This window comes from Streptomyces flavofungini (assembly GCF_030388665.1).
Lineage (GTDB): Bacteria > Actinomycetota > Actinomycetes > Streptomycetales > Streptomycetaceae > Streptomyces > Streptomyces flavofungini_A.
In genome coordinates, this window is the sequence record NZ_CP128847.1 from 113999 (window position 1) to 127779 (window position 13781).

The window sequence follows — 13781 nt, forward strand, 5'->3', positions numbered from 1 at the left end:
ATGTCAGGAACGCGGCGGCCGTCTGGAGGTGTCCGGGACGGAGACCCGCAAGACCCGCACGATATGGCCAAGGCTGGATTGCTTGAAGCCCAATCTCCAGCGGCACAAGTAAAAACTCATCGGAACGACACCTGAAACCGATGCTCTCGCCTTACCGGGCTCTGAATTAGCGGGCCGGGCAACCTCCAAGGTGAGAGGCGTCGCCCAGTGAGGGCGGTCAAGGGGATGAGTGGGCGGCCTACGTCGTGCTCGATACGTACAGCGAAGACGTACCACGGGATCGCCTACGGGGCGCGAGCCCTACGGCGACGGAGTGCCCGTATTAGTCGCAGGAGTGACGACCTGCCAGGGAGACCGGGAAAGCCGGTCACAGGGCGAAGGGGCACAGGTGAACTCGACGTCCGGCGACGGGAGGTATGCGTAATGCAGAGCGCCGAAACAGTGCTGGGCGTCATCCGGGAACGCGGCAAGCAAGGGTTGCCGCTGGAGAGGATCTACCGGCAACTGTTCAACCCTCAGTTGTTCCTCATGGCCTACGGGCGCATCTACCGGAACTCCGGTGCGATGACACCCGGGACCACCGGGGAAACCGCGGACGGCATGTCTCTGGTGAAAATCGACACGATCATCGGCGCCCTGCGCTCCGAGTCGTATCGGTGGACGCCTGTCAAGCGGGTCTACATCGACAAGAAAGGAAGCTCAAAGAAGGAGCGCCCGCTCGGCCTGCCAACATGGTCGGACAAACTCGTCGCCGAGGTAGTGCGTCTCCTTCTGGAGGCTTACTACGACGTTCAGTTCTCCAACCGATCCCACGGATTCCGCCCCACGAAGGGCTGTCACACCGCGTTACAGGACGTGGTGAGGTACTGGACCGGAACACGATGGTTCATCGAGGGCGACATCTCCGACTGCTTCGGCAGCCTGGACCACGAGGTGATGCTCGCGATCCTCGGAGATTCCATCCACGATGGCCGTTCCCTGAGGCTGATCGGGACCATGCTCAAGGCCGGATACCTGGAGGACTGGCGATGGAACGCCACGCTCAGCGGGGCACCGCAGGGCGGAGTGGCCTCGCCAATCCTGTCGAACATCTACCTCGATCGGCTCGATCGATTCGTTGAACAGCAGCTGCTGCCGGAATACAACCGGGGCAAGCTACGACGGCATCACCCTGAGTACCACCGGATTGAGAGCCGGGAGTACTGGGCCAGGCGACGCGGAGACCGCAGTGCAGTGCGGCAACTACGGTTGCAGAAGCGGAATTTGCCGAGCGCTGACCCTTACGACCCCAGCTATCGACGCCTTCGGTATGTCAGATATGCCGATGACTGGCTCCTCGGGTTCGCCGGGCCCAAACACGAGGCCGAAGAGATCAAGGAACGGATCAGAGCGTTCTTGAGGAATCAACTCCGGCTGGAACTCTCTGAATCCAAGACCTTGATCACGCATGCCACCAGCCAGGCGGCACACTTCCTCGGCTACGAGGTGAAAGCCCAGCGATGCGACACGAAGCTAACCGGCCGCGACGATCCGCCAGCGGCATCATCGGGCTGTTCGTGCCACGCGAGGTGATCCGACAGCGCAGTGCTACCTACATGAGCGGTGGGAAACCGGATCAGCGAGGTGTACTTCTCCACGACAGCGACTTCTCGATCGTGGCGACATACCAAGCCGAGTACCGGGGACTCGTTCAGTACTATCTCCTCGCCCAGGACGTATGGCGCATGAACCGCCTTCGGTGGGTCATGGAAACGTCCATGCTCAAGACCCTTGCGGCGAAGCACAAGTCGACCGTGACGAAGATGGCCCGCAAGTACAAGGCGACCATCGACTCACCGGACGGCCCACGAAAGTGCTTCGAGGTCATGGTCGAGCGCGGTGGCGAGAGGAAGCCACTGGTTGCCCGCTTCGGCGGCATCCCGCTCAAACGGAAACGCACGGCGGAACTGGTCGACGTCAGGCCCTGGACCCCGAACCAGTTCAGCAGCAACGAACTGGTGAAACGGCTCTTGGCAGACACGTGCGAGATCTGCGATTCCACCAAGGATGTGGAAGTCCACCACATCCGGAAACTCGCTGACCTCAACCGAGACGACCGACCTGCCCGCCCGACGTGGGTTCGCATCATGGCCATGCGACGGCGAAAGACCCTGGTGGTCTGCCGGGCCTGTCATGTCGCTATCCATGCGGGACGGGCGAACTTCTCCTACCGGAAACGCTCACTGGAGAGCGGTGTGCTGGGAAACTAGCCCGCACCGTTCGGGAAGGGGCCGTCGAAAAAGGACCCGAACCACGGGCACCTCGTCGGCGGCCTACTTCACTCGCGCGATGGAACCGGGCGGGGGTGGTCACCTTCATCCGGGACCAGCTGCGGCGCCGCATCCGCACGGGCAAGGGCCGATGCCCGTTCCCGGTGACGCTGATCGTCGACTCCCAGTCCGTGAAGGCCGCCTCCACCGTCGGCAAGGGCAGCCGTGGCTACGACGCGGGCAAAAAGATCAATGGACGCAAAAGACACCTCGTGGTGGACACCCTGGGCCTGCCCGTGATGATCACGGTGACGGCGGGCGACGTCCGCGACGAGATCATCGCCCGCGACCTGTTCTGGCGCCTGCGGCTCACCCATCCGCAGATCACCCAGGTCTGGGCGGACTCCGCCTACGCCCGCGACCTGCTGCCCGCCTGGACCGCAGGCCACCTCTGGATGTCCCTGCGACCCGTCCTACGACCTAGGGGGACCCGCGGCTTCGTCGTCCTGCCCCGCCGCTGGAAAGTCGAACGCTCCCTCGGCTGGATCATGAACGCTCGCCGCAACGCGAGGGACTACGAACGCCTTCCCCAACATGCCGAAGCACATCTGAACTGGGCATTCATCACTCTCATGACCCGGCGTCTGACTCGCCACGGCCCTCGCACTGACAGCTGGGAGAGGAAAACGTAGCTGACCGTGTCAGGTTCGGATCTGCCACTCCAAGCAACGGTGGCCTGATGCGTCTTCGAAAGGTGTGGGCCAGTAGTACAGGAACGAACCGTCTGATTCCAATGCGTCGGCCAAGGTTTTGAAGAGCTGCGTCAGACTGGTTGCCCATAGGGTCCCGTCCAGGTCCCCGGACCCGATGCCCATCTCATACACGTGACCGTATGAGGGGCCAGGCCGGTGATCGACGAAGGCAACCCCGCCGTCGTTGGGAAGCGCGAACGGCACGCAGCGATGCAGATTTACGGCCAGGGCATCGTCCTCCCACAGGTCAGCATCGATGTTGTCTTCGCCGACGTCCACGATCACGTCGTACATCGACGCGATGTCGTCCACGCTGCTCAGCCGGTGCCCCGACGGGAGAAATGCACCAGCGGGAAGGCGTCTGCGGGATCCGCGAGCGGCAACAGGTTCAGCGGCTCCATCGTGCTGCTGCAGCAGTGCCCTGAGCTCCGGATGCAGCTCGAAGCCGAGTCGCGACTCCAGCTCGATGAGCTGCTCGGGGGCCGCTGGCCTCCGCAACATGGCGTGATCAGCGGGTGAGTTCGCCTGGAGCCATGACTCAAAGCGAGTCCACTCACGCTCGAACGCAGAAAGGTCTATCTGTGTCATGCGCTGAACATAGACGGCCGCACTGACAGGTCGCTTCCCGGCCAGGCTGTTCAGTCTGACCGATAGGAGTTGAAAAACACCTACTGAGCCGGAGCGCAGATGGACCAGGGTGGGCCGATGCGTCCCACCTCGCGCTCGCTGCTCTTGACCGTCGCTGTCGTGCTGCTCGCCACAGGGTGCACGACCGTCAGCCCGTCCGAGCGGCACGCCGAGCGGCACGTGGCGCCCGCCGGAGGCAGGGCGCCGACACCGATCGCCTCTTCGGCCAGTTCCGATCCGCGGCGTCCGGAACCGCCGCGTGGCACGGACCGACTCGTCCGTACCGGCCTGGCACCGCGGCGCCACAAGGCGCCGAGGACCGCGCCCGAGCCGGTTCTGCCCGGGCAGTTGACCGCGGCCGCTCCGCGCGGGATGCCTAAGGCCGCGCCGCGCCGCGCCGGCCGGCTCCTCGCCCTGTGGTGCCGCGCCGCGCGACGCGGCTTCCGAAGACGGCTCGCGAGCGCACGCCCCGCCCGCCCTCGCCGGTTCGGCGCGGCACGGCGGGCGTCGCCCCGGGTGTGGTGTGCTCCTGGGCCAGTCACAGCGGACTGGATCCGGCGGTGGTGCGGGCCTGCCGTGAGGTCAGCAGTCGCCGTTCTTCTTGGTGTCGCACCCGTCGTCGGTGCTGCTCAGCAGCGCCGACGCCACGGGACCGGCCGTGACGATCTTGACGTCCAGGTCGAGGTCGACCACGTCGGTGGCCGGGACGGCCGCCTTGGTCTCGATCGCGATGGCGTTCATGGCAAGTCCTCCTTCTTGTAGGGGTGTTGCTCCTTGCGATGGTGCTGACGGCCCTGGCCGTCGCTCGGGTCTGTTCCGGCGGCGGTGGGTCATCCCGGTCGTACGACGCAGTCCGCCATGCGGCCGGGAGCTGGTGGGTCTGCCCGGACCGGCCGCGGGGAGCACCCGGGCCGGGCAGACCGGCGTGCGGCGTCAGCCGGACTGCGGCGGCGCGACGGTGCCACGACGCAGGATCTGGCTGACGGGGACGGTGCTGGTCGGGTCGGAGAGGGCCTTCACCGCGGCCTCCAGGTGCTGCGGGTCGGCGCCCAGGTGCTTCACGGCGGCCGAGGCGAGGGTCTGGGCGAGGCTGTGCTGGAGGAAGGCTTCGTGCCGGTGCACGGCCACCTCGGCGGCCAGCGCTTCCAACGAGGGAATCGGTGTGCGCCGTGTGGTCTGACGGGGCGGGTTGCCGAAGATCTTCCAGACGACCAACTGGCCGGTGGCGGCGTCGAACTCGACGCGGAAGGGCAGTTGGGCGGGTATCGCGTTCATGAGATCGCCTCCGCGGCGGGGAGGGTGAGAGTGCACCAGGTCGTGGTGCCGTCGTCGCTGGTGCCCCAGGCGTCCGAGAGGGCTTCGATGAGCAGGACGCCGCGGCCGTGCTCGTCCAGCGGTCCGGGGCGGCGCCTCTGGGGCCGGTCCGTGGAGCCGTCGCGCACTTCGATGCGGACCGCGATACCCGGCTCATAGGACAGGGTGAAGCCGATGTCCGAGCTCTCTCCGTGTGCCGCGGCGTTGGTGAGGAGCTCGCTGATCAGGAGCTGGATGTCGTCGATCATCCCGGGAAAGCCCCAGTGGCTGACCCTGGCGGCTCCCACGCTGCGCAGGGCGCTCACCCGCAGAGCCGTGGCTTTGCCAACCGGCCCGAACGCAGGACCGTCGGGGCGGGCGATGGAGGCGACGACGCGGTCCGGCGTGGTCCTGATCCGACGTGCTGCCGGACGGAGCTCCATGGCGTCACCGCACAGCTCCGCAGGCTTGTGCTGGCTCGGCGCGGTGAGCGTCATATCCCGGTCCTCCGCAGGTCCTTCGGGCGGCACGCGGCAAGGCCTTCCCGGCTTCGGAGACCTGTCCGCCGGGGCTGGCGTCCGCGTTCTCGGTGGCTCAACTACCGTCTACCCGTGACGAGTTGAATTGCAATCGAAAGAGTGGAGTCAATTGTGGTTCGGGAGGGATCGGTATATGACTGGAGGTGAACCGGGGTCCGAACAATCAGCACCGGGACCTACGCGGGGTGAACCGGTGGTGCCGTCATCGGCACTCAAGGCCCGGCGGGCGGAACCGGAGGGAGGCGGCTGCGTGGCGGCGAACACCGGGGCGACGTTCCTGCGGATCATGCTGGGGGCCGAACTCATACGGCTCAGAGAAGGCGCCGGGCTGTCGGGCGAGCAGGCAGCGAAGGCGGCACGCTGTGCACCGTCAACCATCACGAATCTCGAGAAGGGCACCACGGGCTTTCGCCGGATCGGCCAGTTCACGGATCTCCTGTCCGCGTACGGCGTCGGTTTCGAGGGCCAGGAGCTGCTGCTGGACTGGTACAAGAACGCCAAGGGCGATGACTGGTGGACCCCGAACACCTCGGTGCTGCCCTCCGGGATGCCCGTCTACCTCGGCTTTGAGTCGGGAGCGAGGATCCTGCGTCCGTGGTGCCCGAACGTCGTCTACGGACTGCTGCAGACCGAGAAGTACGCCCGCGCTCTGCTGGAGTCCGCCAAGGGCGCCGACGAGACGAACACCGACTTCATCGACGGCTCCGTCGAGGTCCGCGCCAACCGGAAGAAGCTGATCACCGAAGCCGGTGCGGAACTGTTCTGCCTGATGGACGAGTCCGCGCTGCGGAACGTCGTCGGTGACGCCGAGATCATGCGGGGCCAGTACCGGGAGATCGCCGAGCTGTCCAAGCTCCCGAACGTGACCGTGCGGATCATCCCGTTCGCTGCCCCGGCCTACCGGGTGACCTCGGGAGGCTTCACGGTCCTGGACTTCGACCGGGGCGACCTGCCGGGCCCGGTCGTATCTATGAGCACCGTCACCGGGACCATGCAGGTGGTGTCGAAGCCGAAGGTGGTCAAGCAGTTCGGCCGCCGCATCGACTTCCTCGCTGGTGGGGCTCTGCCTGACCACGAAACCCCGGCTCTGCTGGAACGATTCGCACGAGAGGTCTCATGAGCACCGTTCACACGCACACCGACACCGGCCGCCCGTACGGCGAATGGTTCAAGTCCTCCTACAGCAGCGAGCAGGGCACCGACTGCGTGGAAGCGTGCCCACAGCCCGGCACGGTCTACGTCCGCGACTCCAAGCAGAACGCGGAAGGCGGACCGCACCTTGCCTTCCCTCTGGCCGCCTGGACCTCGTTCACCCAGCAGATCGCGTGTCGCCCCCCGCAGTAGGTGGGACGGCCCGCTCAAGGCGACCTTAAAGCGATCACCAGCCCGGCCGGGCCCGTCACGGGCCTGGCCGGGTCCCTTTCCGCGGTCGGCGACACTGAACCGGGTCCGGCGGGGAGGGCAAAGGGCCCGTGACGGCCCGCCGGACCGACGTGACGTACCCGGCGGTGCGCGAGCGGGTGGGCCGCATGCGGCGGCGTTGTGGTCGACCCGCCTGAGCAGGATCTCGTCCGGCAGCGGCAGTCCGATCAATGAGGCTCGTTGATGTGGGCCACGTGCGATCGGGGGAGTATTACGACCGTCCGAGAACGGTGGAAACGGCTGAAGTCATCGATCGGGCGCCATTCCGGGGCGAGCCCGAGGCTGGTAACGCCCCGGTGAGGGGAACGTCAAGTGCGGGGTTCCCAGCGGAATTTGCGGGCGGCGATCCATGCGAAGAGGGCGGTCCATGCTGCGGCGAGCAGGAGGCGTGCCAGTATGCCGGCGGTGTCCAGGTTCTGTGTCCAGCCGGAGCGCACCAGGTCGACGGTGGGCGACAGGGGCGCAAACAACAGCACGTCGGCGAGGGCGTTGGGGAGGATTTCGCGGGGGATGTAGACGCCGGAGATCATCGGCAGGAGGAAGATCGCGGGGAGGGTGGCGATGGTGACGGACTCGGCTGTCTTGCACAGGGCGGCGGTGGCGGCTGCCATGACGGTCATGAGCGCGAGGCCGGTGAGGATGCCGAGGAGCGCGGTCAGGGGCTGGTGGGGGGCGGTGCTGAAGATGAGGGAAACGCCGGTGGTGACGGCAAGGATCTGCACGATGCATACGACGATGTACATGGAGGCGCCGCCGGCGAGGATGACGGGGTCGGAGACTTCGCCGGTGCGCAGGCGTTTGAGGACGAGTTCTTCTCTGCGCAGCACGTACAGGCCGGTGATGAAGGAGTAAAGGGAGAAGACCAGCAGGATGCCGACGGATGTGGAGACCATGACGGGTCCGGCTTTGAGGTTGTCGTCGGCGAGTTTCATCTGGTCCTGGGAGAATTTCAGGGCCAGCATCAGCATGAGCGGTACGAACACCGCGTAAATGTAATTGGCTTTGACGCGGTTGAAGAGTTTCCATTCGGTGCGGAACAGCACCTTCAGGTCGCGGGCATTGTGTGCGGCTGCGGCCTTCATGAGCTGGTCTCCTGGGGCTGGTCGTCGCGGTTGGCGATGGTGATGAACGCTTCTTCCAGGGAGGCAGGGCGGGCGGTGAACCTCTCCAGGGCCACGTCGTGTTCCTCGGCCCAGGCCAGCAGCCGTGCGGCATCTTTCTGCAGGTTGGCGGTGGTGATGGTGACGCGCCCCTTGGCGTCCTGGACCGCGCCGTCGACGGGCAGATCACGCAGGGTGTGGGGTGCGGTGAGGCCGAAGGACAGGGTGGAGGGATGGTCGGCGACGATCGATGAGACCGTTCCGGCGGCGGCGATCTGCCCGCGGTGCATGATCGCCAGATGGTCGGCGAGAGACTCGGCCTCTTCCAGGTAGTGGGTGGTCAGTAGGACGGTTGTTCCCTGTTCGTTCAGGTCTTTGATGAGCTGCCAGGTGGCATGGCGGCCTTCGGCGTCCATGCCGGTGGTCGGCTCGTCGAGGAAGAGGATGTCGGGGCGAGAGAGGGTGGCGGTGGCCAGGGCCAGGCGGCGTTTCTCGCCGCCGGAGAGGTTCTTTACGGCGACGTCGCTGCGGTGGGCGAGCCCGGCGGTCTGAAGAGCCTGGGTGGTGGAGTGAGGGCGGGTGGTGATGTCCGCCCACATGTCGACGGTCTCTTTGACGGTCAGGTGGCTGATGAAGCCGCCTTCCTGGAGCATGACGCCGGTGCGCGGGCGGATGCGCGGGCGGTCGGCGAGCGGGTCCAGGGTGCCGAAGAGACGGATGGCTCCCTTGTGGGGGCGGGCGAGCCCTTCGAGGAGTTCCATGGTGGAGGTCTTTCCTGCTCCGTTGGTGCCGAGCAGGGCGAAGAGCTCGCCGGGCATCACGGTGAGGGTGATACCGCGTACGGCGTCGAAGGTGTGGGCGCCGGTGCCGTAGCGGCGCCACAGTCCTTCCACATAGATGTGGCTTTCTTTAATTTCAGGCATGAATGTCCGAACTGTCGTTGCTGGTGAGGTCCCTGTGACTCAGGAGAACACGCACGAGGGGACTTTGGCACGTCGTTCGCTGACACTGGAAGGATTTCGGCCACCGAAATGCGGAATGTCTGCCTTCTGGTTTCCGATGGGTGAGGCTCTCACCTGCCGGTTTATTTCGCATGGTTCTTTCTGGGTGGGGCTGCATTCCGGCCTTGCCATTCAGTTCTTTGCTCAACTATTTCAGAAAGTGGCAATCCTGTGATCCAGGCCACATCGGTAATGACTTGATCCAGGAGAGGCAATGTCGCCTATAGTCCAGACTGAAACACCGAACACCTGACCAGTGCGCCGGTGCTCATCGGGGATCCAGTGGTTATCTGTACGACGCGCCGTCCGCTGAGGAATGGATGGTTGTCACGTCGTTCAGGCGCCCCTGTCGTATGAATTCTCTGTCATTCGAATTCTCGTGCCCCGGCGCCGAAACCGAAAGGGAAAAGCGTTGGCGAAGATCGCTGAGTTCATGAACGAGCAGAACGTCGGCTCGATCGAGCAGACCATCACCAAGTCCGACGGCATGCCCGTCATGTTCACCCCGGCCGTGGCCGTCCCGGTCACCGGGAAGATCACCGCGGCCGTCGTCGCGTTCACCATCCCGGTCGGCGCCTACGTCACCGGCCGTGTCGTTAACTGACATGAGCGTCGTCGACAGCGTCAGCGCGGCAACGGAACCGGTGCTGCGCGAACAGGATCACAACGGCAGCAGCGCCAGGGCAGCCATCCCAGTCACGGCCATTTCAGGCATTGTCACCTCCGGCATCATCACGCCGGTGTGTTTCGCCGCGACCCCGCACGTCGGCGGGATCACTGTGACAGCGAACGGATGAGCCTGGCCAACAGGAGCGTCACCGCGTTCACTGCCCGACTCTGAGCGCGGACGAGGGTAAGGCCAGTGACAAGCGTGCACGAGTGCCGGTCAGTGCGGCGCCCGCCGCAACACTGGACGTGGTTCGCACCGCGTGTCTCGCTGTGCCCTCGGCCTGGGTCTGCCCGGCCTTCGCTGGGGAGGCAACGGGCGGCGTCTGAAACACCGGCCGCCCGGTGGCGATCCACTTGAACAATCCACGACACCAAGAAGGAGGAAAATGATGACTGCGATCACCGAGAGCGTCAGCGCGATCAGCACGCCGGTGCTCACCGAGAACGGTCCCGGCAGCAGCAACAACAAGCCGATACAGCCGGTCACTTTCACCCCGACCGTCCTGGCCCTCTGCCCCTACGCGGGCGCCGGCCTGGCAGCTGGTGCTGCGACCGTGGGCGCCTACGAGGCCGGTCGCGCTGCTGGCGCTGGCGGCAAGTAAGCAGGCCCCGCGTGCTGAGCGCGGGCCGATGAAGATCCTCACAGTCCCCGTGCTGTGAGCAAAAGGCTGTCGGGCCGCACCGGAATTGCGGCCCGACAGCCTTCCCACCGTAGCCCACGATGTGGCGCGTGGAGAGGTCGATACTTTTGAGACACCATCTGAAGAAAATCACTTCCGCGGTATTTTCCCCGGTTCCGGTAACTCGCACGACGGCCATGGGTATCTCGGAACGGCTGGCCGCGCTGACCAGCCTGTCCTCGGCGCTGGAATACCTGCATGAGCGTCAGCACATTGAGCCCGGTGGTCTCAATGACTGGGACATCATGCAGGAGACCCCCGAGTCCCATAACGTCGTGCTGCGCAAACTGGCCCATACTGTCAGCGGCCGTAAAACGACTCTGGCGATCCACACTGCGCGCGCGGCGGTCAGCCTGGCTATGCTCGCGCCCGGCAAGAGCAGGTGGCGAGGCGCGGGAAGCCTGTTCCTGGCCGCCTCCAGCTCGGTGCTGCAGGCCCGCCACCGGTACGGCACCGACGGCTCCGACCAAGTCGCCATGCTCACCCAGACCGCCACCGGCCTGGCCCGCCTGTCCAGGGATTCCCGGACGCAGGACGCTCTGCTGTGGTATGTATCCATGCAGGCCGGTCTCTCCTATGCGGTCTCGGGCTGGGTCAAGCTCGTGGGCGACAAATGGCGCAGCGGCGCCGCGTTGCCCGGTGTGATGCGCACCCGCACCTACGGCTGGGAGCCCGCCTTCCGCCTCACCCAGAAGTACCCCCGTGCGGCGAAGGTCCTGCAGCACTCGGTTCTGGCGATGGAGTGCGGCTTCCCGATCGTGTACCTGGCACGCGGGCGCCTCGCGCGCCCGGTACTGGCCTCCGTGCTGGGCTTCCACACCGCGAACGCGTTCGTGATGGGCCTGGGACGCTTCCTGACATCGTTCGAGTCGATGCACCCCATGGTCGCCTACACCACCACCCCCAAGACTCATCCGGCTGCCGCCGGGCGGGATGACCGGGCCGTCAAGGCCGCGGGCCTCCTGTTAGCCGCGGGTGCGGCGGCCAGCATCGCCCTGGCCGCGCAGCGCCGCGCGGTGGTCCTGGAAGGCCACAGGACCTCTCGCACCATCACCACCCGCCACGGCAATGTGCTGCAGTTCGAGACCGGCGGCCAAGACGACGCCGACACCCCGGTGCTGGTGTTCTGCGCGGGGCTGGCCTCGACCTCCGAGCACTTCGCGTGGATCACCGAAAGGTTCGCCTACGGCTCCGACTACGCCGTGGTCGCCTACGCCCGCGCCGGGTACGCCGGCAGCAGGCGCCGCACCCCCGCCCCGTACACGCTGACCGAGTCCGTCGACGACCTCGAGGACCTCATCGGCCAAGTGGTGCCCGCCCACCGCAAGGTTGTCCTGGTCGGGCACTCACTGGGCGGCGAGCTGATCCGCCGCGTCTCGTCCCGTATTGCTGACCGGGTCGCGGGCATGGTCTACCTCGACCCCTCGCACCCGGCCGAGCTGCAGCGCTCCAAGCGCCAGAGCGACGGCGCGAAGGACCTGCGAGACACCCTCATCCACGCCTCGCGCTACCTGAAGCTCGGCACCGGCGTGGTGATGAGCCGCACCGAGTGGCTGGACAAGCTGCCCGCACGCTACCGACACAGGGTCTTCGCCCAGTACACCGACGCCCGCCTGTGGAACGCGGCACGGCGGGAGTGGGCCGCGGCGGAGAAGGAGTTCCGCAGCTTCGGCGGTGACATTGACCCGCTGCCGTTCCCGGGCCTGCTGATCGCCGCGCAGCAGACTGTCGACCAGGACCCCGACCACCTGCTGCTGTACCACGAGCTCACCCAGGCCCACGAAGGTCCGAACCAGGGCGGTCTGCAGGTGATCGAGGGAGCCGACCACGACTCGGTGCTGACCGATGCGCGGTTCGCGCACCAGGCCGCCCAGCTCATGGCGGACTTCCTCAAACAAGCACTGGAAGGCGGCGGGAAAGATATCAAGGCAGCGGTGAAGGGAGCAGCAAAGTGAACCCCACGGCCCTGGTCAAAGACACGTTCACCGGTCCCGGTTCCGTGGCGCGCCTGGCCGGGGCGGCGATGCTGGTTGCCACGGTTGCCGGACAGCACCCGCACCCCTCCTTTACCCGGGCCGTCACCAAGGACGTGTTTTCCCAGATACCCAACTGGAAATTCTTCGCCCCCAACCCGGCGACGCACGACTTCCACTACGTGTACCGCACGCTGGATCTGGCCGGGGACACCAGCGAGTGGAGGGAGATCGAGATGATCGAGCCCCGCCGCTGGTACCAGGCGTTCTGGTTTGCCAGCCGCCGCCCGGAAAAGGCGGTGTTCGACCTGTGCACGGCCATCCTGCAGCAAGTGGCCCGCCAGGGCGTCACGAACATCCACACCACGGGCCCCTACCGGCTGCTGGCCGCGTTTATCCGCCGCACCATCCACGAACGCGAACCCAGCCCGGACGTGGTCAAGGGTTTCCAGTTCGGCGTGGTGCGCGCCGCGGGCCACGACACCAGTGAGGCCCCCGAAACGCTGTTCGTGTCCCCCTACACACCGATGGAACCCGGCCTGTGGCCCCACACGGCGACCGCCTAAAAGCCTGAGCGGGCCGACGTCATCTACTCCCCTGCCGCCGCCCGCTCAGCCCCCTACCCTCACCGTTACAGGAGATCCGGTGCCTGTTGCCCCCCTTCCGGCCGACGACTTCGTCGGCTACCTGCACGCCTACACTGCGCAGGCGTTCGACCAGCGAGAACTTCTGGCCGAGGTGTGGGACCGCTATCACCTGCCCGAGTCGACGCACACCGTCAACCGCAAGCACCGCGACCGCGCAGAGGCCCTCAAGCACCTGGCGCGCTGGCGCGCCGACCAGTCCCCCTACTACCTGGCCGCGCACGACCTGGTGCGTGACGGGCAGCGCACAGCGGCCCGGTACACGCTGGCCAGGCCCATGGCGATGCAGCTGTACCACAGCACCGAGCACGTGTTCTTCGCCGACCTGGCCGGGGACGGCAGGATCGCCTCCAGCGTCTCCACCGCCCGCATGACCTACCACTGGGGCGAACCCGAGGAGCCCCGCTGGCAGCAGGGCACCCTGCCAGCCCTCAGCACACAGCCGCCCACGGGCCCGGACCCGACCGACTACCTGACGGGCTTTGTGCAACTGGCACTCTCTCCCGGCACGGCCCTGGAAGACCTCTACGACCGCAACCACACCCCGGACGCCGTGCACTACATCAACGGCACCCACATGCAGCGCGACGCCATGCTGCAGTCCCTTCAGGCCAGCCGCAAGGAGGGCCTGGTCTACGAGGTGAGCCTGCACCAGGTGCTGCGCGAAGCCAACCGCTTCGCCGCCCACTGCACCATGCTGCCGGTCAGGGGACCCAGGCGGGCCACGGAGGTCGAGGTGTTCACGTTCGGCACGTACGCCGACGACGGGCGCATCCAGCTGCTGCGCCAAGTGATGCAGACCGCCAGCGGCTACTGGCCCACCTGAAACCGC

Annotated in this window: 14 protein-coding genes and 2 pseudogenes; 10 read left to right on the forward strand and 6 right to left on the reverse strand. The window is 66.3% G+C overall.

The window, feature by feature from the left end:
- Nucleotides 1–423 precede the first annotated feature (423 nt).
- Both QUY26_RS40175 and QUY26_RS40180 read left to right on the forward strand, forming a co-directional pair.
- A pseudogene (locus QUY26_RS40175) lies at nt 424–2249 on the forward strand (reverse transcriptase domain-containing protein).
- A gap of 71 nt (nt 2250–2320) precedes the next feature.
- A pseudogene (locus QUY26_RS40180) lies at nt 2321–2935 on the forward strand (transposase); the annotation flags it as partial.
- A gap of 15 nt (nt 2936–2950) precedes the next feature.
- On the opposite strand, the gene QUY26_RS40185 reads toward QUY26_RS40180, so the two are convergent.
- From QUY26_RS40185 to QUY26_RS40200, 4 genes are all read right to left on the reverse strand, one after another.
- Complete coding sequence (locus tag QUY26_RS40185; protein WP_289956609.1) at nt 2951–3589, reverse strand: SMI1/KNR4 family protein; 639 nt, start codon at nt 3587–3589, stop codon at nt 2951–2953.
- Between the two features lie 621 nt (nt 3590–4210).
- A complete protein-coding gene (locus tag QUY26_RS40190) occupies nt 4211–4369 on the reverse strand; it encodes an FxLD family lanthipeptide (protein WP_289956612.1) in 159 nt (52 codons plus the stop codon).
- A 192-nt stretch (nt 4370–4561) separates the two neighbouring features.
- Nucleotides 4562–4903, reverse strand: a complete 342-nt coding sequence (locus QUY26_RS40195) for a hypothetical protein (RefSeq protein WP_289956613.1) — start codon at nt 4901–4903, stop codon at nt 4562–4564.
- Entirely contained in the window at nt 4900–5418 is a 519-nt protein-coding gene (locus QUY26_RS40200; RefSeq protein ID WP_289956614.1) for an ATP-binding protein, read from the reverse strand. The genes QUY26_RS40195 and QUY26_RS40200 overlap by 4 nt, the downstream gene beginning before the upstream one ends.
- Nucleotides 5419–5710: 292 nt before the next feature.
- Between QUY26_RS40200 and QUY26_RS40205 the strand changes: the two genes are divergently transcribed.
- Together QUY26_RS40205 and QUY26_RS40210 are read left to right on the forward strand one after the other, a co-directional pair.
- Complete coding sequence (locus QUY26_RS40205; protein WP_289956615.1) at nt 5711–6580, forward strand: helix-turn-helix domain-containing protein; 870 nt, start codon at nt 5711–5713, stop codon at nt 6578–6580.
- A complete protein-coding gene (locus QUY26_RS40210; RefSeq protein ID WP_289956616.1) occupies nt 6577–6804 on the forward strand; it encodes a DUF397 domain-containing protein in 228 nt (75 codons plus the stop codon). Before QUY26_RS40205 ends, QUY26_RS40210 begins: the two co-directional genes overlap by 4 nt.
- Nucleotides 6805–7190: 386 nt before the next feature.
- Here the strand turns inward: QUY26_RS40210 and QUY26_RS40215 are convergent, their stop codons facing one another.
- Together QUY26_RS40215 and QUY26_RS40220 are read right to left on the reverse strand one after the other, a co-directional pair.
- A complete protein-coding gene (locus tag QUY26_RS40215) occupies nt 7191–7964 on the reverse strand; it encodes an ABC transporter permease (protein ID WP_289956617.1) in 774 nt (257 codons plus the stop codon).
- Nucleotides 7961–8905: an ABC transporter ATP-binding protein gene (locus tag QUY26_RS40220; protein WP_289956619.1), complete on the reverse strand. Its 945-nt coding sequence runs from the start codon at nt 8903–8905 to the stop codon at nt 7961–7963. Before QUY26_RS40220 ends, QUY26_RS40215 begins: the two co-directional genes overlap by 4 nt.
- Before the next feature lie 490 nt (nt 8906–9395).
- On the opposite strand from QUY26_RS40220, the gene QUY26_RS40225 reads away from it, so the two are divergent.
- The 6 genes from QUY26_RS40225 (at nt 9396) to QUY26_RS40250 (ending at nt 13775) form a co-directional block, all read left to right on the forward strand.
- On the forward strand, nt 9396–9587 hold the full coding sequence (locus tag QUY26_RS40225; protein ID WP_289956622.1) for a hypothetical protein: 192 nt from the start codon (nt 9396–9398) through the stop codon (nt 9585–9587).
- 1 nt (nt 9588) lies between these two features.
- Nucleotides 9589–9780: a hypothetical protein gene (locus QUY26_RS40230; RefSeq protein WP_289956624.1), complete on the forward strand. Its 192-nt coding sequence runs from the start codon at nt 9589–9591 to the stop codon at nt 9778–9780.
- A 261-nt stretch (nt 9781–10041) separates the two neighbouring features.
- A complete protein-coding gene (locus QUY26_RS40235) occupies nt 10042–10254 on the forward strand; it encodes a hypothetical protein (RefSeq protein ID WP_289956626.1) in 213 nt (70 codons plus the stop codon).
- 215 nt (nt 10255–10469) lie between these two features.
- On the forward strand, nt 10470–12287 hold the full coding sequence (locus QUY26_RS40240; RefSeq protein WP_289956628.1) for an alpha/beta fold hydrolase: 1818 nt from the start codon (nt 10470–10472) through the stop codon (nt 12285–12287).
- Entirely contained in the window at nt 12284–12871 is a 588-nt protein-coding gene (locus QUY26_RS40245) for a hypothetical protein (protein ID WP_289956630.1), read from the forward strand. Before QUY26_RS40240 ends, QUY26_RS40245 begins: the two co-directional genes overlap by 4 nt.
- Before the next feature lie 79 nt (nt 12872–12950).
- Entirely contained in the window at nt 12951–13775 is an 825-nt protein-coding gene (locus QUY26_RS40250; protein ID WP_289956632.1) for a nuclear transport factor 2 family protein, read from the forward strand.
- Nucleotides 13776–13781: the final 6 nt, after the last annotated feature.